This is a genomic window from Sphingomonas hankookensis (assembly GCF_028551275.1).
GTDB lineage: Bacteria > Pseudomonadota > Alphaproteobacteria > Sphingomonadales > Sphingomonadaceae > Sphingomonas > Sphingomonas hankookensis_A.
Window position 1 is genome coordinate 1,957,796 of record NZ_CP117025.1, and the last position, 21,175, is coordinate 1,978,970.

Here is a 21,175-nt window from a genome sequence, read left to right on the forward strand (position 1 = left end):
GATGGCGGGCGGTGTTCTTAGGGGGATCGCCCGCCACGCCTTTTCGCGCGGGCCGATCGAACTGGTGCAGACGGTGCGCATCACCGTCGAAACCGGCATCGACGGCGACTTTCGCGGCGCGCTGAAGCCCGGGCGGAACAAGCGGCAGGTGTCGCTGATGGAAGTCGGCGACTGGGCGCAGGCGATGACGCTGATCGGCCACGACCTGCCATGGTGGGAACGCCGCGCGAATTTGCTGGTCGAGAATTTCGACCTGCCGCAGACGCTGGGCGTACGTGTCCGCGTCGGCGAGGTGCTGCTCGAAATCACCAAGGAATGCGATCCGTGCAGCCGCATGGAGACGATCGCAGAGGGCCTGCGCGCCGCGCTGACGCCCGACTGGCGCGGCGGCGCGCTGGCGCAGGTGATCGAGGGCGGCCGGATCAGCGTCGGCGATACGATACGAATTGAAACCAAGCCGCCCGTTTGTGCTGAGTAGGGACTGAGCTTGTCGAAGGCCCGTATCGAAGCATCCTTCGATACGCCATTTCGACTTCGCTCAATGGCTACTCAGGACGAACGGGTGGTCATCAGGAGCGAAGACATGAGCCGTAATTTCAAGACGCTCGACGACATGGGCGACCTCACCGGCAAGCGCGTGCTGGTCCGCGAGGACCTGAACGTGCCGATGGCCGACGGCGCCGTCACCGACGACACCCGCCTGCGCGCCACGATCGGCACCGTCACCGAACTGGCGGATCGCGGCGCGATCGTCCTGATCCTTGCCCATTTCGGCCGTCCCAAGGGGCAGCCGAACCCGACCATGTCGCTGGCCCCCGTCACCAAGCCGCTGTCGGACGTGCTGGGCCGCGAAGTCCGTTTCGTCGATTGGACCGGCGCTGCCGAAGCGGTGCGCATGATGCAGCCGGGCGACATCGCCGTGCTGGAAAACACCCGCTTCTTCGCCGGCGAAGAGAAGAACGATCCGCAACTCGTTGAAACCATGGCCGCGCTTGGCGACTATTATGTCAACGACGCCTTCTCGGCAGCGCACCGCGCCCATGCCTCGACCGAAGGCCTCGCGCACAAGCTCCCCGCGTTCGCCGGGCGGCAGATGGAGGCCGAACTCGACGCGCTCGACAAGGCGCTGGGCAACCCGCAGCACCCGGTCGCGGCGGTTGTCGGCGGCGCGAAGGTGTCGTCGAAGCTCGACGTGCTGAAGCATCTGGTCGGGCAGGTCGATCACCTCATCATCGGTGGCGGCATGGCCAACACCTTCCTCGCGGCGCGCGGTGTCGATGTCGGCAAGTCGCTGTGCGAACACGACCTGACCGGCACGGCGGACGAAATCTTTGAAGCCGCCGAAAAGGCCAACTGCACCATCCACCTGCCCTATGACGTGGTGGTGGCGAAGGAGTTCAAGCCGAACCCGGTAACCCGCACCGTCAACGTCCATGAAGTCGCCGCCGACGAAATGATCCTCGACGTCGGTCCTGCCGCAACCGAGGCGCTGGGCGACGTGCTCAAGAACTGCCGCACTTTGGTGTGGAACGGGCCGATGGGCGCGTTCGAAACCCCGCCGTTCGACGTCGCGACGGTTTCGCTGGCCAAGACGGCGGCGGCGCTGACCGCCGACGGTTCGCTGGTGTCGGTCGCGGGCGGCGGCGATACCGTTGCGGCGCTCAACCAGGCCGGGGTGAGCGACCAGTTCAGCTTCATCTCGACCGCCGGCGGTGCGTTCCTCGAATGGATGGAGGGCAAGGAACTGCCCGGCGTCGCCGCGCTGATCCGCTGAGCCAAATCCGCAACCCAGACCGTACCCCCGCGCAGGCGGGGGTCCAGAGCGCCGAACGCTACGCTGCGTAGCCTGGCCCTGGACCCCCGCCTGCGCGGGGGTACGGCGTTTAATACGGGCCAAACCAACAACCCGCTTGATCCCATCCCCAACCCCCGCTACCCGTTCAACACGTTAAACGAAGGGTAGGGCGTTGCTGGGAGTACGACTCGACACCGAACTGGAGGAGCGGCTCGCCAACGTCGCCCGGTCGCAGGGGCGTTCGAAAAGCGACATCGCCCGCGATGCCGTGCGCCGCTATGTCGAGCTGCACGACGAAGCCTTTCGCGCCGAAGCCCGCCGCCAGTCCGAACGCGCCGCTGCCCGCGACGACGGCGCCGACTGGGCCTTTTTCGACCGGGTGGAAGCGGAGGACGGCCGGTGGAGATAAGGCGCGGCATGATCGTCCTGGTCGAAGGGCCGGGCGACCTGGCGGTGAAGCGCCGTCCCTTCCTGGTCGTGCAATCCGACCTGTTCAACGAAGCGCACGCCTCGGTGACGCTTGTCCCGCTGACCAGCCTCACCGGCGGCGAGACGCTGTTCCGCGTGCCGTTTCCCGCGTCCGACTCGACCGGCATCTCGGTCGAAAGCGAGGCGCAGGTCGACAAGATCAAGACGCTGCGCCGCAGCCGCGTGGTGCGCGTGCTGGGACAGGCGGACGCCACATCGATGGAGCAGGTGGACCAGGCGCTCCGGCGCTGGCTCGCGCTCTGACGCCATTTCAACACCCAAGGGGTCGATCATGAACAACGCCGACATGACTGCGAAGATTGCCGACGGACACGGGTTCATCGCCGCGCTCGACCAGAGCGGCGGTTCGACGCCCAAGGCGCTGAAGGGCTATGGCATCGACGAAGGTGCATGGAACACCGACGAGGAAATGTTCGGCCTGATCCACGACATGCGCGCGCGCATCATCCTCTCCCCCGCCTTCACCGGCGACAAGGTGATCGGCGCGATCCTGTTCGAACGCACCATGGACGGGCAGGCGGGCGGCAAGCCGGTGCCGCAGGCGCTGGCCGACAAGGGCGTCGTGCCCTTCCTCAAGATCGACAAAGGGCTGGAGGACGAAGCCAACGGCGTTCAGCTGATGAAGCCGATGCCCGGCCTCGACGACCTGCTCGCCCGCGCGGCGAAGCTCGGCATCTTCGGCACTAAGGAACGCTCGGTCATCAACCTCGCCAACCGCGAAGGGATCGCTGCCGTCGTGAAGCAGCAGTTCGAAGTCGCGCAGCAGGTCATCGCCGCCGGCCTGATGCCGATCATCGAACCGGAAGTGAACATCAAGAGCGCCGAGCGTGCCGAGGCCGACCAGATCCTGCTCGAAGAAACGCTCACGGCGCTCGACGCGATGACCGGCAACGACAAGGTGATGCTGAAGCTGTCGCTGCCGGCCAAGCCCGGCCTGTTCCAGCCGCTGGTCGACCATCCGCGCGTGCTGCGCGTCGTGGCGCTGTCGGGCGGGTTCAGCCGGACCGAGGCCTGCGCCGAACTGGCGAAGAACCCCGGCATCATCGCCAGCTTCAGCCGCGCGCTGCTCTCCGACTTGCGCCAGCAGATGACCGACGCCGAGTTCGACAAGGCGCTGGGCAGCGCGATCGACGAAATCCACTGCGCCTCGACACAGAAGGCGCTGCTCGCGGCGTAACGCTTTCCTACAAGCTCCCAGCCATGGCAAAAGGGCATCGGCCGCTCCAGCGTCCGGTGCTCTTTGTCATCGTAGCCGCCCCTTCCCACGTCACCCCGGGCTTGACCCGGGGTCCCGCTTCTTCTTCTTCTTCTTCTTCTTGCCGCCCCGGCGAACAACCTACTTACTATTGATAGTTACTCGCAACGCTACGCGCAAAACGCGCGCGAGTGTGAACTTAGTGAACTTTGGCCCCCAAAACCCTTCCACCCGCCGCCGCGCTGGGGCAGGGAAGGCGCCATGACCCTGAACGAAGACCCGCTCGGCCCGCTGTCGCCCGATTTCGCGACCCAGTTCGTCCGCGACGTGCGCCGCCCGCCGTGCCAGCTTTACCTCATCTCTCCGCTCGATGTGACCGGCACCTTTCCCGACCGCCTCGCCCGCGCGCTCGATGCCGGGCCGGTCGCCGCGTTCCAGTTCCGGGTGAAGGATATCGACCAGCACGCCGCCGCGCGACTGGCCGAACCGCTTCAGAAGATTTGCGCCGACCGCGACGTCGCCTTGATCGTCAACGACAGCATCAGCCTGACCAAGCGGCTAGGCGCGGATGGCGTCCATCTGGGCCAGGACGATGGCGATGCCCGAGAAGCGCGCGACGTACTCGGCCCCAATGTCCAGATCGGCGTGACCGTCCATGACAGCCGCCATCTCGCCATGGAAGCGGGGGAGGCTGGCGCCGACTATGTAGCGTTCGGCGCCTTCTACCCGACGACAACCAAGCAGGTCGCGCATGTCGCCGATCCGGTGCTGCTGTCGTGGTGGTCGACCGTGTTCGAACTCCCCTGTGTCGCGATCGGCGGCATCACGCCGGCCAACGCCCCCGATCTCGTCCGCGCCGGGGCCGACTTCCTCGCCGTATCGGGCGCGGTCTGGAACGGCGACGAAGCGGCGGCGGTGCAGGCGTTCGCGGCGGTTCTCGGCACGTAAGGAAACCGCCGCCGGGTCCGGTCGTTATCCACCCTCAACGATGTTGGGGATGGTGTATGAAGCGACTGGCCTTGGCGGCGATCCTGGGGAGCGGCGTGGCGATGGCGCAGGCGCCTGCGCCCGCGCCGCAACTCCCGGCGGTCGACCGAAATATCCTGCACGCGCAGGTGCTGCTCGACCGGCACGGCTTCACGAGCGGCGTGATCGACGGCAGGGACAGCGCGCTGTTCAAACAGGCGCTACGTGGATTCCAGACCGCCCGAGGCCTGCCGGTCACTGGCAAGCTCGATGCCGCGACCACCCGTGCGCTGAACCCCAATATGCGCCCCGCGACGGTGACCCTGACCCTGTCCGAACGCGCGCTGGCCGGGCCGTACACCAACCCGATCCCCAAGGAATATGCCGATCAGGCGAAGCTGACGACGATCGGCTACCGCTCGCCGCTCGAAAAGCTGGCCGAGATGTTCCACACCACGCCCGCCACGCTGGTCGCGCTGAACAGCCGGGAAACGATGCTGCGCCCCGGCACCCGCGTCGTCTTTCCCAACGTCCTGCCCTCGTCGCGCAGCTATGCGGAGAGCTGGTCGGGCGACTATCGCCAGACGCTCGCCAATCTGAACGTCGACGCCAACCAGCCCCAGGCCGACCGCGTCGTGGTCGACAAGTCGGAAGGCTGGCTGCGCGCCTATAAGGGCGACAAGATCCTCGCCCAGTTTCCCGCGACGATGGGCTCGTCGCACGACCCGCTGCCGATCGGCGAATGGAAGATTCAGGGCGTCGCCGCCAATCCCGACTGGCAGTACAATCCGGCGATCCTGCGCCATGCCGACAAGTCGGACAGCAAGGAGATCGTGCCGCCCGGCCCCAACAATCCGGTCGGCGTCGTCTGGATCGATCTCTCGAAAGAGCATTACGGTATCCACGGCACGCCCGAGCCGGAGAATATCGGGAAGACCGAGAGCAATGGCTGCATCCGACTGACCAACTGGGACGCCGCCCGGCTGTCGCTGATGGTCAAGCCCGGCACGCCGGCGATCTTCCAGCCATAGCGGAGGGCAGGGGGTGAACCGGATCGGCTGGGCGTTTCTCGGCGTCTTCGTGCTGCTGGGTGGGCTGGCTGCGTTGCTGGTCGATTTCGGCGGATCGTCCGCCCCGCCGATTCGCGCCTTTGCCGATGCGCCGACCCGGCTGGCCGAACCGCCGTCGCCGGGGCGGCTGGTCCTGCCCGTATCGGGGGTCGGCTGGACGAGCATCCGCGACAGCTATGGCGAGGCGCGGGCCGGTGGCGAACGGCGGCATAGCGGGGTGGACATCATGGCCCCCGCCGGTACGCCGGTCGTCGCCGCGGCGCCCGGCACGGTCGAAAAGCTGTTCTACAGCAATGGCGGCGGCGGGGTGACCGCCTATGTCCGCTCGCCCGACCGCCGGCTGTCCTATTATTACGCCCACCTCGCTGCCTATGCCCCGACGCTGCGCGAAGGGGCGCCGGTCCGCGCGGGCGATCCGATCGGCGCGGTCGGCGACACCGGCAATGCCGGGACCGGCAATTTCCACCTGCATTTCGGCGTCGAGCGGGTGAACGCCGACGAACCATGGTACAAGGGCCGCGCGATCAATCCCTATCCGCTGCTTGCCCGCGGACGGGCGGAGCGGTAAGGGCGCAGCTTCGCTCTTTCCAACAGGTATGGTTCGTCATGAAGATCAGCGGCGTCGACATTCGCCCCGGCAACATCATCGAATATGAAGGCGGCATCTGGCGCGCGGTCAAGATCCAGCATACGCAGCCGGGCAAGGGCGGCGCCTATATGCAGGTCGAAATGAAGAACCTGCGCGACGGCCGCAAGAACAACGTCCGCTTCCGTTCGGCCGAGACGGTCGAGCGCATCCGCCTCGATACCAAGGACTTCCAGTTCCTGTATCCCGAAGGCGACATGCTGGTGTTCATGGACAAGGAAACCTACGACCAGGTATCGCTGCCGCGCGACCTGCTGGGCGATGCCGCCGCCTTCCTCCAGGACGGCATGGATGTCGTCATGGAACTCTATGAAGACGAAGCGATCAGCGTCCAGCTGCCCGACACGATCGAAGCGACGATCGTCGAGGCGGATGCGGTGGTGAAGGGCCAGACGGCATCGTCGTCCTACAAGCCCGCCGTGCTCGACAACGGCGTCCGCGTGATGGTCCCGCCGCATATCGCTTCGGGAACGCGCATCGTGGTCGACGTGTATGAGCAGACCTACGTCCGGCGGGCGGATTAAGCCGAGCGGCCGGACGAAATAGGGAAAGCTATTTCGCCAGGCTGCCGGCTCGGCCGGCGCGCGAAAGCGCGACCGACGACGCGGGCTTTGCCCGCGGCGCTGCCAGTAAAAGAACCAACAGGAACCAGAACAATGTCCGCCCAGTCCGGCCTCATCACCGTCCTCGAACGCGCCGTCCGCAAGACCGGCCCGCGCCTGCGCCGCGACTTCGGCGAGGTCCAGCATCTCCAGGTCAGCCGCAAGGGGCCGGCGGACTTCGTGTCGATGGCCGACAAGCGCGCCGAGGAAACGCTGGTCGAGGAACTGCGCAAGGCGCGTCCCGACTGGGGCATGCTCTTGGAGGAAGGCGGCGAGATCGCCGGCGATCCGACCAAGCCGCGCTGGATCGTCGATCCGCTGGACGGCACCACCAACTTCCTGCACGGCATCCCGCATTTCTCGATCTCGGTCGCGGTCGAGGAGCCGAACGGCGCCGGTGGCCGTCCCGAGATCACGACCGCGATGGTCTATAACCCGATCACCGACGAAGGCTTCTGGGCCGAAAAGGGTCGGGGTGCCTGGTTGCAGGGACAGCGGCTGCGTGTCTCGTCCCGGCGTGACCTGTCGGAAGCGCTGATCGCCACCGGCATCCCGTTCCTCGGCCATGGCAATTTCGCCGAATGGACCCGCATCTTCGGCGCGGTCGCGCCCGAGGTTGCTGGTATCCGCCGCTTCGGCTCGGCTGCGCTGGACCTCGCCTATGTCGCGGCAGGCCGGTTCGATGGCTTCTGGGAATCGGGGCTGAAGAAGTGGGATATCGCCGCTGGCATGCTGCTGGTGAAGGAAGCGGGCGGCTTCGTCACCGATTATCGCGGTGCGGACCGTGCCTATGAAAAGGGCGAGGTGCTGGCCAGCAACGAACAGATGCAGACCCGCCTGCACAAGCTGGTCGCGGGCGCGCTGCGCTGACCTGTCGGGTGGCGGCGCGGTGCCGCCACCCTTATCGCCTCAGAAGTCGATCGCCTTCTGAAATTCGCCGAGCAACGAGTCCCAGGTCGCGAGGTTCGCCTTGAACAGCGCGCCCGACAGGCCGCCATCGTCGAGGTCGACGTCCATCTCGATTCGCGGGTCCTTCTCGTCGTCGAGATAGCCGCGCGCGAAGCGATGCGTGGCGTTCCACTTGTTGATCGTGTCGAGCGTCACGCCCTTCTTCACGAACCCGGCGTGGAACTGCACCGTCTTGCACGCCTTGTTGTCGGTGCAGTTGTAGAAATAGACCGAAAAGTCGACACCGGCGGCGCCACTTTTGACCAGCGGATCGCCGCTATTGTCCTTGGTCAGTACCGCCCGGTAGCCCGCATGGCGCAGCGCGGCGACCACGGTTTCGGGCTTGGTCGCGTCGACATTCTGCGCCGCGGCCGGCTGCGCGACGATCGCGCCCGCGATGATGCCGAGTGTCGTCCAAATTCGCATCGATTCCCCCCTCGTCGACGACCGCAGCTTCCCCGCGCGGCCAGCGTCGCTGCGGCATAGCGCGGAAGGGCAGGGAATTGCGAGTGATTCTCACCCTGTTCCGCCCTTGATGGCCCGACGCCATCGTCCTAAAGCCGGCTCCATTCATACCGCAACCGCGAGAGACCCCCACCTTGGTCGACCTGTCGCAATATCTGCCGATCCTGATGTTCCTGGGCATTGCCCTGGCGCTGTCGACGGCCTTCGTCGTGTTGCCCATGGTGGCATCGCGTTTCACCGGCGCGCACAAGCCGACGCCGGAAAAGCTGACCGAGTATGAATGCGGCTTCCCCGCGTTCGAGGATTCGCGCAGCCAGTATGACGTCCGCTTCTATCTGGTCGCCATCCTGTTCATCCTCTTCGATCTCGAAGCCGCGTTCCTATATCCCTGGGCAGTCACGGTGTTCGACCTCGGCTGGACCGCGTGGATCTCGATGATGGTATTCATCGGCGAACTGGCACTCGGCCTCGTATATGCTTGGAAGATGGGAGCTCTCGAATGGGAGTAGAACTCACGACGCCGCCGCACGGCTTCGGCGCGGGTAACGCGGCCGGCGTGCCGGTGCAGGCGCCCGATGAGGGTTTCTTCAACGACCTGAACGGCGAACTGACCGACAAGGGCTTTCTGGTCACCTCGACCGAGGACCTGTTCCAGTGGGCGCGCACTGGTTCGCTGTGGTGGATGACCTTCGGCCTCGCCTGCTGCGCGGTGGAAATGATCCATGTGAACATGCCGCGCTACGACATGGAGCGCTTCGGTGCCGCGCCGCGCGCTTCCCCGCGTCAGTCGGACGTGATGATCGTCGCCGGCACGCTCTGCAACAAGATGGCCCCGGCGCTGCGTCGCGTGTACGATCAGATGTCGGAACCGAAATACGTCATCTCGATGGGCAGCTGCGCCAATGGCGGCGGCTATTACCATTATAGCTACAGCGTCGTGCGCGGTTGCGATCGCGTGGTGCCGGTCGACATTTATGTCCCGGGTTGCCCGCCGACTGCCGAAGCGCTGCTGTACGGCGTGATGCAGTTGCAGCGGAAGATCCGCCGTTCGGGGAGCATCGAACGGTGAGGGCGCCTGCACCCCGCTACGCCGCGAATGATGGCATCATCGACGCGGCGACCGCTGCGCTCGGCGACATGCTGCTCGACGCGCAGGACAAGGTCGGCGAGGTGTCGCTGACCGTCGATCGCGACCGTCTTGTCATCGCGATGGAAACGCTGCGCGACACGCCGGGCCTTAAATACGAGATGCTGGCCGAGATCGCCGGCGTGGACTATCCCGAGCGCCCCGAGCGGTTCGAGGTCGTCTATCACCTGCTGTCGATGACGCGGAACCACCGCATCCGTGTGCGCGTGAGCACGGACGAGGAAAGGCCGGTGCCGTCGGTGACAGGCATCTGGTACAATGCCGGCTGGCTCGAGCGCGAAGTGTACGACATGTACGGCGTACTGTTCACCGGCAATGCCGACCTGCGTCGCATCCTGACCGATTACGGTTTCCGTGGCCACCCGCTGCGCAAGGACTTCCCGCTGACCGGCTATGTCGAGATGCGCTATTCGGAAGAAGCCAAGCGCGTGGTCTATGAGCCGGTGAAGCTGGCGCAGGATTTCCGCACGTTCGACTTCATGAGCCCGTGGGAAGGTGCCGAATACGTCCTGCCGGGCGACGAAAAGGCGGCCGAGCCGAAGCCTGCCGTCGGCACGGCCCCAGGCGCACCGACGCCGGTCACCGCCGATCAGGTCAAGCGCGCCGACGACAACGTCAAGGCAGCCGAACCGCAGGTCGACAAGCCGAAGACGTCGGACAGCACGGCAGATACCGGCGCGGGCAAGCCGCATCCGGGCAACCAGCCTGAATCGAAGCCGGTCGATCCCGACGTGCCCTCGCCCGATGCGGGCAAGCCGCCGGTGGAGGACAAGTAATGGCCGATTACGACCATGAGATGGACGCCGCCAACCCCATGGCGGGCGATGTCGAGATCCAGAACTACACGATCAACTTCGGCCCGCAGCACCCTGCGGCGCACGGCGTGTTGCGTCTCGTCACCGAACTGGACGGGGAGATCATCGAGCGGATCGACCCGCATGTCGGCCTGCTCCATCGCGGCACCGAAAAGCTGATCGAGTACAAGACCTATCAGCAGGCGCTCCCCTACATGGACCGCCTCGATTACTGCTCGCCGCTGTGCATGGAGCACAGCTATGTGCTGGCGGTCGAAAAGCTGCTCGACATCGAAGTGCCGCTGCGCGCTCAGTATCTGCGGGTGTTCTTCGCGGAGCTGACCCGTATCTGCAATCACATGCTGAACCTCGGTTCGCACGTGATGGACGTCGGCGCGATGACGCCGAACCTGTGGATGTTCGAAGTCCGCGAAGACTGCATGGGCTTTTTCGAACGCATGTCCGGCGCGCGGATGCACCATAACTACCTGCGGCCGGGCGGCGTTCATCAGGACGTGCCGCTGAAGCTGCTGACCGATATCGCGGAATGGCTCGACACGCGCCTGCCGCAGCTGTTCGGCGACGCGATCAGCATGGTTTCGGAAAACCGCATCTTCAAGCAGCGCAACGTCGATATCGCGATCGTCAGCCGCGAGGATGCGGTGCGCTGGGGTTTCTCGGGTCCGATGATCCGTGGCGCGGGCATTCCGTGGGACATCCGCAAGGCGCAGCCCTATGACGCCTATGACCGGGTCGAGTTCGACGTGCCGGTCGGCACCCGTGGCGATTGCTACGACCGGTTCATGGTCCGCGTCGAGGAAGTGTGGCAGTCGGCTCGTATCATGAAGCAGTGCCTCGCGCAGATGCCCGAAGGCCCGATCGCCTCGTCGGACCGCAAGGTCGTGCCGCCCAAGCGCGGCGAGATGAAGCAGTCGATGGAAGCGCTGATCCATCACTTCAAGCTGTACACCGAGGGCTTCCACGTTCCCGCCGGCGAAGTGTATGTCGCGACCGAAAGCCCCAAGGGTGAATTCGGCATCTACATGGTGTCGGACGGCAGCAACAAGCCGTACCGCGTGAAGATCCGCCCGACCGCGTTCAGCCACCTCCAGGCGATGGACTTCATGGCGAAGGGCCATATGCTTGCCGACATCACCGCGATCCTGGGTGCGATGGACATCGTGTTCGGGGAGTGCGACCGGTGAGCCGTCTCGATACCGTGACGGCGATGATGGAACGCTATAACGCGCGCGACGCGGCGGGCTATGCCGCGTTCTTCGCCGACGACGGCTGCGAGGCGCAGTATCGCGGTGACGTCGTGCGCGACGGGCGTGCGGGCGTGGAAAGCGGCATGGCGGCAGTCTTCGCCGAATTTCCGCAGAACCATGCCGAAGTGCTGCAGTCGTTCGAACTGGGCGAGCGCGTCGTGCTGCACGAGCGCGTGCGCCGTTCGCCCGATGCCGAGCCGTTCGACGTGATGACCGTCTATTCGTTCAGCGGCGACAAGGTCAGCCGCGTGGAGTTCATTCGCTAATGGCCGACGCCCCCAACATCCCCGACGAAGCCGAGGTCCGCGCGCGCTGGGGCAATTTCGCCTGGACGCCGGCCAATGCGGAAAAGGCGCGTGAGATCGTCGCGCGCTATCCCGAAGGCCGTCAGCAGTCGTGCACCATCCCGTTCCTCGACCTCGCCCAGCGGCAGGTCGGTGCGGAAACGCATACCCAGGGCTGGCTGCCGGTGCCGGTGATCGAATTCATCGCCCGCGAACTCGGCATGGCCTATATGCGGGTGTACGAGGTCGCGACCTTCTACACGATGTTCAACCTCGCCCCGGTCGGCCGCTATCACGTGCAGGTATGCGGCACGACGCCGTGCATGCTGCGCGGGTCGGACGACGTGTTCGCCGCGTGCAAGAACCGTGGCCTGATGAAGGGCAAGACTACGCCCGACGGGCTGTTCACGCTGACCGAGGTCGAGTGCATGGGCAATTGCGCCTCGGCACCGATGGTCCAGATCAACGACGATAATTACGAAGATCTGGACTATGATCGCATGACCGCGATCCTCGAGGCGCTGGGCAAGGGCGAGACGCCGAAGCCCGGCACGCAGGAGCCGGGCCGCCACACCGTCGAACCGGCGGGCGCGCTCAGCAACCTGACGGCGATGGTCCACGAAAATCACGACTATCGCCCTGAATGGGGCAACGCTTCGTGAGGGCATTGGGCAGCCTGTTGATCGCGGTCCTGGTCGGGATCGTCGTGTTGTGGATCGCGCTCGAACTGTTCGTCGGCGCGCTGAAGCTGATCGGCGTGGCCATCGGCATCGCGGCGATGGTTGCCGTTTATTTCATCGCCGAAAAGGCGATCGGGAAGGGACGATAAGGATGCTGGCCGACAAGGATCGCATCTTCACCAACGTGTACGGGTTCCAGCCGTGGAACCTCGATGCAGCCGTGATGCGCGGCGACTGGGACAATACCAAGGCGCTGTTGCAGCTGGGGCCGGACACGATCATCGATCGGATCAAGGCATCGGGCCTGCGCGGGCGCGGCGGGGCAGGGTTCCCGACCGGCACCAAGTGGTCGTTCATGCCGAAGGCGCCGAAGCCCGACCGGCCGAACTTCCTGGTGATCAATGCCGACGAATCCGAGCCGGGTTCGTGCAAGGATCGCGAGATCATCCGCCACGATCCGCACAAGCTGATCGAAGGCGCGCTGGTCGCCGGTTTCGCGATGCGCGCGCGCGCCGCGTACATCTATATTCGCGGGGAATATATCCGCGAGGCGGAGACGCTGTTCGCCGCGATCGCCGAAGCATATGCCAAGGGGCTGCTGGGCAAGAATGCCTGCGGTTCGGGCTATGACTTTGACGTGTTCGCGCACCGCGGCGCCGGCGCCTATATCTGCGGCGAAGAGACCGCGATGCTCGAAAGCCTAGAGGGCAAGAAGGGTCAGCCGCGCCTGAAGCCGCCATTCCCGGCCGGTGCCGGCCTCTATGGCTGCCCGACGACGGTCAACAATGTCGAGTCGATCGCGGTCGTGCCAACCATCCTGCGTCGCAGCCCGGAATGGTTCGCCAGCTTCGGCGCGGAGAATAACCGTGGCACCAAGCTGTTCCAGATCAGCGGCCATGTGAACAAGCCATGCGTGGTCGAGGAAGCGATGAGCATCCCGTTCCGCGAGCTGATCGAAAAGCATTGCGGCGGCATCCGCGGTGGCTGGGACAATCTGCTGTGCGTCATCCCCGGCGGATCGTCGGTGCCGCTGGTAAAGGCCGAGCATATCATCGACGCGCCGATGGATTTCGACGGGCTGAAGGCGGTCGGATCGGGCCTCGGCACCGCGGCGGTCATCGTCATGGACAAGTCGACCGACGTCGTCCGCGCGATCAGCCGTCTGTCCTATTTCTACAAGCATGAAAGCTGCGGCCAGTGCACGCCGTGCCGCGAAGGCACCGGTTGGATGTGGCGTGTGATGGAGCGGCTGCGCACCGGCGATGCCGATTTGTCGGAAATCGACACGTTGCAGCAGGTGACCAAGCAGGTCGAAGGCCACACCATCTGCGCGCTGGGCGACGCGGCGGCATGGCCGATCCAGGGTCTCATCAAGAACTTCCGCCCCGAACTCGAACGGCGGATCAACGAAAAGCGCGGCGGTGGCGTGCATCCGATGCGGGAAGCTGCGGAATGATCGCGCTCTCGGTCATGGCGGCAGCGGTGCTGGCGGCGCAAGCCGACGGCCCATCCAGCTTCAAGGGATCGCGCAGGGACGCAGAACTCGCCATGACCGAGTTCGCGATGTGTGAGGTGCGTTCGCCGAAGGGGCGGGCGGCGGCGCTCGCCTATGGGCGCGAGGTGCCGGGTACGCCGTCGACCTATCGCGACCGGCTAGTCAAGTCGCTCTGTGCGCCCTCGGGCACGTCGATGTCTTTCAATCCTGAACTGTTCCGCATGACCATATATCCGGCGCTCTACGCGAAGGATTTCGGTAAGGCGGCGCCTGCGGTCAATGTCGCGCTGCTTCCAACCGACTACGCGGCCGAGTTCGACAGCACGCCCGATACGGCGACAGTGGAGGTTCGACGGTTGGGTGATTGCGTCGTGAAGCGCGATGTCGCCGCCGCGCGCGAGTTCGTGCTGAGCAAGCCCTATTCCAGGGCTGAGGACGCGGCGCTCGCGACGATTCGCCCGGCGCTTGCCGCGTGTCTGCCCGCAGGCCAGTCAGTTCGCCTGTCGCGCAGCGTCGCGCATGGCGCGATAGGCGAAGCGCTCTACAAATTAACGGCCGCATCCGCGGCGACGAAGGCCAGCTAATGCCCAAGGTAAAAGTAGACGGGATCGAGGTCGAGGTGCCGCAGGGTGCCACGGTCCTCCAGGCGTGCGAAGCGGCGGGCAAGGAAATCCCGCGCTTCTGCTATCACGAGCGGCTGTCGATCGCCGGCAATTGCCGGATGTGTCTGGTCGAGGTGAAGCCGGGACCGCCCAAGCCGCAGGCATCGTGCGCGCTGCCGGCCGCCGACAATCAGGAAATCCGTACCGACAGCGCGATGGTGAAGGCCGCGCGCGAAGGCGTGATGGAGTTTCTGCTGATCAATCACCCGCTCGACTGCCCGATCTGCGATCAGGGTGGCGAATGCGACCTGCAGGACCAGTCGGTCGCCTATGGTCGCGGCACGTCGCGCTATGACGAGAACAAGCGTGCCGTCACCGAGAAGTACATGGGTCCGATCGTCAAGACGGTCATGACCCGCTGCATCCAGTGCACGCGCTGCATCCGTTTTGCGGAAGAAGTTGCAGGCGTAGAGGAAATCGGCGCGATCTATCGCGGCGAGAACATGCAGATCACCTCGTACCTTGAACAGGCGGTGACGAGCGAGCTGTCGGGCAATGTCGTCGACCTGTGTCCGGTCGGTGCGCTGACGTCGAAGCCCTATGCGTTCGAAGCGCGTCCTTGGGAGCTGAAGAAGACGCTCGCCATCGACGTGATGGACGCGGTCGGCACCAACATCCGCCTCGACAGCCGGGGTCGGCAGGTGCTGCGCTGCGTACCGCGCATCAATGAAGATGTGAACGAGGAATGGGCGCACGACAAGACGCGCCACGCCGTCGACGGTCTGGTCCGTCGCCGCCTCGACAAGCCTTTCGTGCGCAAGGACGGCAAGCTGGTCGCTGCCGAATGGGACGAAGCGTTCGCGGCGATCGCGGCGGTGAACGCCGGTTCGTCGGTCGCGGCGATCGCAGGTGACCTGCTCGATTGCGAGACCATGTTCGCCGCCAAGGCGCTGGTGAACGCGCTCGGGTCGTCGCTGCTCGAAGGGCGGCAGACGGGCATGGCCTATGACGTCACCAATCTCGGCGCGGTCGCGTTCAACACGACCATCGCCGGGATCGAGGACGCCGATGCGATCCTGCTGGTCGGCAGCGACCTGCGCCACGAAGCGCCGCTGATCAACACCCGCGTCCGCAAGGCGATCAAGAAGGGCGCGCGCATTTTTGCGATTGGGCCGGAAACCGACCTGACCTATAAGGTCGAATGGCTGGGTGACGATCTCGGCCTACTGAACGGCCTGCCCGATCGTGCGGCCGAAGCGCTCGACGCGGCCAAGCGGCCGGCGGTGATCGTCGGTCCGGGTGCGCTGAAGGCCGGCCATGGCGCCGCATTGAAGCTGGCACGCGACGGCAACCTGGTCCGTACGCTGGAGGACGGGACGAGCTGGAACGGCTTCAACGTGGTCCATACTGCGGCTGCTCGCATGGGCGCGCTGATGCTGGGCTATGCGCAGGCAGGCGGCATCGCCGATATCGTCGCGGCGAACCCGAAGCTGGTGTTCTTCCTCGGCGCGGACGAGGTCGATTTCGGTCAGTTCGCCGGTGCCACCAAGGTTTATGTCGGCCATCATGGCGACAAGGGCGCGGCGGCGGCGGACATCGTCCTGCCGGGTGCTAGCTATGCCGAGAAGGTCGGGACCTACGTCAACCTTGAAGGGCGCGTGCAGCGCGGCGACCGTGCGGTGTTCCCGCCGGGCGATGCGCGAGAGGATTGGACGATCTTCCGTGCGCTGGGCGAAGTGCTTGGCGTGACGCTGCCGTTCGACGATTTCGCCGGTGTCCGCCGCGCAATGACGGCGGCGGTGCCGGAACTGGGCCAGGAAGGTCTGGTACGTTACGACTGGAACCCGCCGGCACTCGACGCTAAGGGCGAGGGCAAGGTGACCTATCCGGTCGCCGACTTCTACCTGACCAACGCGATCTGCCGGGCCAGCCCGACGATGCAGCGTTGTTCGGCCGAACTTGTCCATGGCCAGGATTTCGCGGAGGCCGCCGAGTGACCTCGTTCTTCGAAACTACCGTCGGTCTGCCCTATGGCTGGGCATGGACCGTCGCCACGCTGGTCGGCATCCTCGTGATCGCGCTGCCGCTGATGCTGGCGGTGGCGATGATCATTTATGTCGACCGCAAGGTCTGGGCGGCAATGGCGCTGCGCCGTGGTCCGAACGTCGTCGGTCCGCTGGGCCTGCTGCAGTCGTTCGCCGACGGTCTGAAGGTGTTCCTGCAAGAAACGATCGTGCCGTCGTCGGCCAATCGCGGCCTGTTCCTGCTGGCGCCGATCATCACCTTTACCGTCGCTCTGATCGTCTGGGCGGTCATTCCGTTCGACGTCGGCGTGGTGGTGGCGGACATCAATGTCGGCCTGCTCTACATCCTTGCGGCATCGTCGCTGGGTGTATACGGCGTCATCATCTCGGGCTGGGCGTCGAACTCCAAATACCCGTTCTATTCCGCGCTTCGTGCCGCCGCGCAGATGGTGTCGTACGAAGTCGCGATCGGGTTCGTGCTGATCTCGGTCGTGCTGTGGGCCGGGTCGTTCAACCTAACGACGATCGTGCTTGAACAGCGTGCCCATATCTTCGGCTTCATCAACGGCTTCGGCTTCAACCCGCTGCTGTTCCCGATGGCGGTGGTGTTCCTGATCTCGTCGCTCGCCGAAACCGCGCGTGCGCCGTTCGATCTGACCGAAGCGGAATCGGAACTGGTCGCGGGCTATCAGACCGAATATTCGTCGATGGCGTTCGCGCTGTTCTGGCTGGGCGAATATGCCAACGTCATTCTGATGTGCGCGCTCAATGCGTTGCTGTTCTGGGGCGGGTGGCTGCCGCCGCTTGAGATCGGCTTCCTCTACTGGGTGCCGGGTATCATCTGGTTCCTGGGCAAGACCTTCTTCTTCTTCTTCGTGTTCAGCTGGGTCAAGGCGACGGTGCCACGCTACCGTTATGACCAGCTGATGCGGCTGGGCTGGAAGATTTTCCTGCCACTGTCGCTGACCTTCGTCTTCCTCATCTCGGGCTGGCTCATGTTCCAGCGCGTGGGAGTGCCCGCATGAGTATCGCCCAGACCATCCGATCGTTCACCCTCTGGGAGTTCGTGAAGGCCCATGCGCTGACGCTGCGGTACTTCTTCAAGCCCAAGGCGACGATCAACTACCCGTATGAAAAGAACCCGCTGAGCCCGCGCTTCCGCGGCGAGCATGCGCTGCGCCGCTATCCCAATGGGGAAGAGCGCTGCATCGCTTGCAAGCTGTGCGAAGCGGTGTGTCCGGCGCTGGCGATCACGATCGAGGCCGAACCGCGCGAGGACGGCAGCCGCCGCACGACGCGCTACGACATCGATATGACCAAGTGCATCTATTGCGGCCTGTGCCAGGAAGCCTGCCCGGTCGATGCGATCGTCGAGGGTCCGAATTTCGAATTCGCCACCGAAACCCGCGAAGAGCTGATCTATCACAAGGACAAGCTGCTCGCGAACGGTGACCGCTGGGAACGCGCGATTGCCGCGAACCTTGCGAGCGACGCGCCCTACCGGTAATGGCGCGCATGTTCCGTACCGGCGGGGGCGAAACGGTTCGCTTCGCCGGCCATTCGATTAGCGTTTCGTCCCGCACATCCGCGCGGGGCGGGCAGGGGGAAGAGCAGCGCTCGTGATCCAGACACTCGCCTTCTATCTGTTCGCCACGATCGTGGTGGCATCGGCTGCGTTGACGATCACGTCGCGCAATCCGGTCCATTCGGTGCTGTGGCTGATCCTCGCCTTCTTCAACGCGGCCGGCCTGATGGTGCTGTGCGGCGCCGAATTCATCGCGATGCTGCTGGTCATCGTCTATGTCGGCGCGGTCGCGGTGCTGTTCCTGTTCGTGGTCATGATGCTCGACATCGACTTCACCGAACTGCGCGCCGGTTTCGTCCGCTATCTGCCTGCCGGTCTGGCCTTGGCGGTGCTGCTCGCGGTCGAACTGGTTGTCGGTGCCTATGCCTGGACCGCTGCCCGGATCGATCTGGCCAAGCGGATCGCGCCGACCGACGTTGCGATCCCGAATATTGAGGCGATCGGGCAGCTGCTCTATTCGCGCTACCTGTATGTCTTCGAAGGTGTCGGGCTGGTGCTGCTGGTCGCGATGATCGGTGCGATCGTGCTGACGCAGCGTAAGCGTGCGGATGCCAAGGCGCAGAACATCAACCGCCAGATCAACCGTCGCGCCAAGGATGCGATCCGTAACGTCAATCAGCCCATCGGGCAGGGGGTCGAGCTGTGATCGGTCTTACCCATTATCTGGTCGTTGCGGCGATCCTGTTCACGCTGGGTGTGCTCGGCATCTTCCTCAATCGGAAGAACCTGATCGTCATCCTGATGTCGATCGAACTGATCCTGCTGGCGGTGAACATCAATTTCGTGGCCTTCTCGGCGCAGCTAGGTGACCTGGTGGGTCAGATCTTCGCGATGTTTGTCCTCGCGGTCGCCGCCGGCGAAAGCGCGATCGGGCTGGCCATCATGGTCATCTATTTCCGTGGTCGCGGTTCCATCGCGGTCGACGACGTCAACCGGATGAAGGGGTGATGCCGGTGGCTTTTCGGGTTTCGGGGGTGCTTTCGTGAGCGCCATCCATATCGTCGTGTTCCTGCCACTGCTGGCGTCGATCGTCGCGGGGCTGTCGAACCGCGCGTTCGGCATCGCGGTGCCGAAGATCATCACCACCGCCGGCCTGCTCGTCGCGGCAGCGCTGTCGTGGTCGATCTTCATTCCGTTCCTGACCGGTGCAGCGCAGGCGAATGTGGCGCCGGTGTCGACCTGGATCCTTTCGGGCGGCATGGACATCGCCTGGGAATTGCGGGTCGATGCGCTGACCGCGGTCATGCTGGTCGTCATCACCAGCGTATCGGCGCTCGTCCACCTCTATAGCTGGGGCTATATGAGCGAGGACCCGGACCAGCCGCGTTTTTTCGCCTATCTGTCGCTGTTCACCTTCGCGATGCTGATGCTCGTGACCGCGAACAATCTGGTGCAGATGTTCTTCGGTTGGGAAGGCGTCGGTCTGGCGTCGTACCTGCTGATCGGTTTCTGGTTCCGCAAGCCGTCGGCCAATGCCGCCGCGATCAAGGCGTTCGTGGTCAACCGCGTGGGCGACCTTGGCTTCATGCTCGGCATCTTCGGCACCTATCTGGTGTTCGGCACCATCTCGATCCCGGCGATCCTCGAAGCCGCGCCGTCGATGGCCGGCTCGACCATCGGCTTCCTGTGGTTCCGTGCCGACACGATGACGGTGCTGTGCCTGCTGCTGTTCGTCGGCGCGATGGGCAAGTCGGCGCAGCTTGGCCTCCACACTTGGTTGCCGGACGCGATGGAAGGCCCGACCCCGGTGTCGGCGCTGATTCACGCCGCGACGATGGTCACCGCCGGCGTCTTCATGGTGTGCCGCTTGTCGCCGATGTTCGAAACCTCGCCGACTGCGTTGGCTGTGGTCACGGCTGTCGGTGCGGCTACGTGCCTGTTCGCGGCGACGATCGGCCTCGTGCAGACCGATATCAAACGGGTTATCGCCTATTCGACCTGTTCGCAGCTGGGCTATATGTTCTTTGCGGCCGGTGTCGGCGCATACGGCGCGGCGATGTTCCACCTGTTCACCCACGCCTTCTTCAAAGCGCTGCTGTTCCTTGGTGCCGGTTCGGTCATCCATGCGATGCACCATGAACAGGACATGCGCTTCTATGGCGGCCTGCGGAAGCACATTCCGCTGACCTTCTGGGCAATGATGGCGGGTACGCTGGCGATCACCGGGGTCGGAATCTACGGCGTGGGTGGCTTTGCCGGCTATCATTCGAAGGATGCGATCCTCGAAGCGGCTTGGGCGTCGGGCCCGAACGGCTATGGCGCGTTCTATGTCGGGACGTTCGCCGCGCTGCTGACCAGCTTCTATTCGTGGCGGCTGATGTTCCTGACCTTCTTCGGCGCGCCGCGCTGGGCCGGGTCAGAGCATATTCAGCATGCGGTGCATGATGCGCATGGTCACAGCGATCATCACGAGACGCATGGTCACGGGCATGACGATGGCAGCCACCCGGCGCCGCCCGCGGCCGAGGATTCAGGCCATGCCCCGTCGACGCACGACGCGCATGCGAGCGACGTCGTCGAAGGCACTGCCGGCTATCACCCGCATGAGAGCCCGATCGTCATGCTGATCCCGCTGATCGTGCTGACGGTCGGCGCGGTCGCCGCCGGCTACGTCTTCCATCATTGGTTCATCGAGCCGGAGGCGGGCGAGACGTTCTGGAAGGGCAGCCTGTTCTTCAACGAACATCTGATGCACGCGATGCACGAGGTGCCGCTGCTGGTGAAGCTGGCCGCGACGATCGTGATGCTGATCGGCCTAGTGAGCGCGCTCTACGTCTATATCATCCGGCCGGGTACGGCGGCGGCGATCGCGGATACCTTCCGCGTGCTGCACCGCTTCCTGCTTCGGAAATGGTATTTCGACGAGCTGTATCACCTGCTCTTCGTTCGCCCGGCCTTCGCGCTCGGTCGCTTCTTCTGGAAGCGTGGTGACGAACAGACGATCAACCGCTTCGGTCCGGACGGATCGGCTACGCTGGTCGGACTGTCGAGCCGCGTCGCGGTCAAAATGCAGACCGGCTATCTCTACACCTATGCCTTCGTCATGCTGATCGGCCTGACGGCGGCGGTTACCTGGGCGATCGCGTCGTGATGCGCGGTTTCAAGCAAATGGTTCGGGGG

General features: G+C 64.8%; 26 protein-coding genes. 25 read left to right on the forward strand and 1 reads right to left on the reverse strand.

From position 1 onward, the window contains the following. Window position 1 precedes the first annotated feature (1 nt). The 10 genes from PPZ50_RS09345 (at window position 2) to PPZ50_RS09390 (ending at window position 7,633) form a co-directional block, all read left to right on the forward strand. On the forward strand, window positions 2–478 hold the full coding sequence (locus PPZ50_RS09345) for an MOSC domain-containing protein (protein ID WP_066687254.1): 477 nt from the start codon (window positions 2–4) through the stop codon (window positions 476–478). 105 nt (window positions 479–583) lie between these two features. Continuing rightward, window positions 584–1,774: a phosphoglycerate kinase gene (locus PPZ50_RS09350; RefSeq protein WP_272815282.1), complete on the forward strand. Its 1,191-nt coding sequence runs from the start codon at window positions 584–586 to the stop codon at window positions 1,772–1,774. A 193-nt stretch (window positions 1,775–1,967) separates the two neighbouring features. Then, entirely contained in the window at window positions 1,968–2,204 is a 237-nt protein-coding gene (locus tag PPZ50_RS09355) for a ribbon-helix-helix protein, CopG family (RefSeq protein WP_055755878.1), read from the forward strand. Between the two features lie 8 nt (window positions 2,205–2,212). Next, window positions 2,213–2,527, forward strand: a complete 315-nt coding sequence (locus PPZ50_RS09360; protein WP_272815283.1) for a type II toxin-antitoxin system PemK/MazF family toxin — start codon at window positions 2,213–2,215, stop codon at window positions 2,525–2,527. Between the two features lie 28 nt (window positions 2,528–2,555). Beyond that, complete coding sequence (locus PPZ50_RS09365; protein WP_066687275.1) at window positions 2,556–3,461, forward strand: fructose bisphosphate aldolase; 906 nt, start codon at window positions 2,556–2,558, stop codon at window positions 3,459–3,461. 279 nt (window positions 3,462–3,740) lie between these two features. Then, window positions 3,741–4,427, forward strand: a complete 687-nt coding sequence (gene thiE, locus PPZ50_RS09370) for a thiamine phosphate synthase (protein WP_066687278.1) — start codon at window positions 3,741–3,743, stop codon at window positions 4,425–4,427. 56 nt (window positions 4,428–4,483) lie between these two features. Beyond that, entirely contained in the window at window positions 4,484–5,476 is a 993-nt protein-coding gene (locus PPZ50_RS09375; protein ID WP_066687280.1) for a L,D-transpeptidase family protein, read from the forward strand. 13 nt (window positions 5,477–5,489) lie between these two features. After that, entirely contained in the window at window positions 5,490–6,083 is a 594-nt protein-coding gene (locus tag PPZ50_RS09380; RefSeq protein ID WP_066687282.1) for a murein hydrolase activator EnvC family protein, read from the forward strand. A 38-nt stretch (window positions 6,084–6,121) separates the two neighbouring features. Further along, on the forward strand, window positions 6,122–6,685 hold the full coding sequence (efp, locus tag PPZ50_RS09385; protein WP_066687286.1) for an elongation factor P: 564 nt from the start codon (window positions 6,122–6,124) through the stop codon (window positions 6,683–6,685). Between the two features lie 132 nt (window positions 6,686–6,817). After that, entirely contained in the window at window positions 6,818–7,633 is an 816-nt protein-coding gene (locus PPZ50_RS09390; protein ID WP_066687289.1) for an inositol monophosphatase family protein, read from the forward strand. Between the two features lie 39 nt (window positions 7,634–7,672). On the opposite strand, the gene PPZ50_RS09395 is transcribed toward PPZ50_RS09390, so the two are convergent. Then, a complete protein-coding gene (locus tag PPZ50_RS09395; RefSeq protein WP_066687291.1) occupies window positions 7,673–8,137 on the reverse strand; it encodes a YbjN domain-containing protein in 465 nt (154 codons plus the stop codon). Window positions 8,138–8,310: 173 nt separating this feature from the next. Here PPZ50_RS09395 and ndhC point away from each other — a divergent pair, with 173 nt between their 5' ends. The 15 genes from ndhC (at window position 8,311) to nuoL (ending at window position 21,146) form a co-directional block, all read left to right on the forward strand. Beyond that, window positions 8,311–8,685 (forward strand): NADH-quinone oxidoreductase subunit A, encoded by a 375-nt coding sequence (gene ndhC, locus PPZ50_RS09400; protein ID WP_055755895.1) that lies wholly within the window; start codon window positions 8,311–8,313, stop codon window positions 8,683–8,685. Beyond that, a complete protein-coding gene (locus PPZ50_RS09405) occupies window positions 8,676–9,245 on the forward strand; it encodes a NuoB/complex I 20 kDa subunit family protein (RefSeq protein ID WP_066687293.1) in 570 nt (189 codons plus the stop codon). Before ndhC ends, PPZ50_RS09405 begins: the two co-directional genes overlap by 10 nt. Further along, the gene (locus PPZ50_RS09410; protein WP_066687295.1) at window positions 9,242–10,099 is read left to right on the forward strand and encodes an NADH-quinone oxidoreductase subunit C; all 858 of its coding nucleotides are present in this window, start codon (window positions 9,242–9,244) and stop codon (window positions 10,097–10,099) included. Before PPZ50_RS09405 ends, PPZ50_RS09410 begins: the two co-directional genes overlap by 4 nt. After that, window positions 10,099–11,322: an NADH-quinone oxidoreductase subunit D gene (locus PPZ50_RS09415; protein ID WP_066687298.1), complete on the forward strand. Its 1,224-nt coding sequence runs from the start codon at window positions 10,099–10,101 to the stop codon at window positions 11,320–11,322. The genes PPZ50_RS09410 and PPZ50_RS09415 overlap by 1 nt, the downstream gene beginning before the upstream one ends. A gap of 23 nt (window positions 11,323–11,345) precedes the next feature. Continuing rightward, window positions 11,346–11,651, forward strand: coding sequence for a nuclear transport factor 2 family protein (locus PPZ50_RS09420; protein WP_066688071.1), 306 nt, complete (start codon window positions 11,346–11,348; stop codon window positions 11,649–11,651). Beyond that, entirely contained in the window at window positions 11,651–12,331 is a 681-nt protein-coding gene (locus PPZ50_RS09425; protein ID WP_066687300.1) for a complex I 24 kDa subunit family protein, read from the forward strand. The genes PPZ50_RS09420 and PPZ50_RS09425 overlap by 1 nt, the downstream gene beginning before the upstream one ends. Further along, on the forward strand, window positions 12,328–12,498 hold the full coding sequence (locus PPZ50_RS09430; RefSeq protein WP_157092657.1) for a hypothetical protein: 171 nt from the start codon (window positions 12,328–12,330) through the stop codon (window positions 12,496–12,498). Before PPZ50_RS09425 ends, PPZ50_RS09430 begins: the two co-directional genes overlap by 4 nt. A gap of 2 nt (window positions 12,499–12,500) precedes the next feature. Then, window positions 12,501–13,805, forward strand: coding sequence for an NADH-quinone oxidoreductase subunit NuoF (gene nuoF, locus PPZ50_RS09435; protein ID WP_066687302.1), 1,305 nt, complete (start codon window positions 12,501–12,503; stop codon window positions 13,803–13,805). Beyond that, window positions 13,802–14,428 (forward strand): hypothetical protein, encoded by a 627-nt coding sequence (locus PPZ50_RS09440; RefSeq protein ID WP_066687304.1) that lies wholly within the window; start codon window positions 13,802–13,804, stop codon window positions 14,426–14,428. Before nuoF ends, PPZ50_RS09440 begins: the two co-directional genes overlap by 4 nt. Beyond that, entirely contained in the window at window positions 14,428–16,443 is a 2,016-nt protein-coding gene (gene nuoG / locus PPZ50_RS09445) for an NADH-quinone oxidoreductase subunit NuoG (RefSeq protein ID WP_066687307.1), read from the forward strand. The genes PPZ50_RS09440 and nuoG overlap by 1 nt, the downstream gene beginning before the upstream one ends. Then, the gene (gene nuoH / locus PPZ50_RS09450; RefSeq protein WP_066687310.1) at window positions 16,440–17,495 is read left to right on the forward strand and encodes an NADH-quinone oxidoreductase subunit NuoH; all 1,056 of its coding nucleotides are present in this window, start codon (window positions 16,440–16,442) and stop codon (window positions 17,493–17,495) included. Before nuoG ends, nuoH begins: the two co-directional genes overlap by 4 nt. Next, the gene (gene nuoI / locus PPZ50_RS09455; protein ID WP_055755909.1) at window positions 17,492–17,977 is read left to right on the forward strand and encodes an NADH-quinone oxidoreductase subunit NuoI; all 486 of its coding nucleotides are present in this window, start codon (window positions 17,492–17,494) and stop codon (window positions 17,975–17,977) included. The genes nuoH and nuoI overlap by 4 nt, the downstream gene beginning before the upstream one ends. 112 nt (window positions 17,978–18,089) lie before the next feature. After that, window positions 18,090–18,701 carry an NADH-quinone oxidoreductase subunit J gene (locus PPZ50_RS09460; RefSeq protein WP_066687312.1) on the forward strand — a complete coding sequence of 204 codons (612 nt, stop codon included), beginning with the start codon at window positions 18,090–18,092 and terminating at the stop codon, window positions 18,699–18,701. Next, window positions 18,698–19,003: an NADH-quinone oxidoreductase subunit NuoK gene (gene nuoK / locus PPZ50_RS09465; RefSeq protein ID WP_055755914.1), complete on the forward strand. Its 306-nt coding sequence runs from the start codon at window positions 18,698–18,700 to the stop codon at window positions 19,001–19,003. The genes PPZ50_RS09460 and nuoK overlap by 4 nt, the downstream gene beginning before the upstream one ends. 34 nt (window positions 19,004–19,037) lie before the next feature. After that, window positions 19,038–21,146: an NADH-quinone oxidoreductase subunit L gene (gene nuoL, locus PPZ50_RS09470; RefSeq protein WP_066687314.1), complete on the forward strand. Its 2,109-nt coding sequence runs from the start codon at window positions 19,038–19,040 to the stop codon at window positions 21,144–21,146. The last annotated feature ends 29 nt before the right edge of the window (window positions 21,147–21,175 follow it).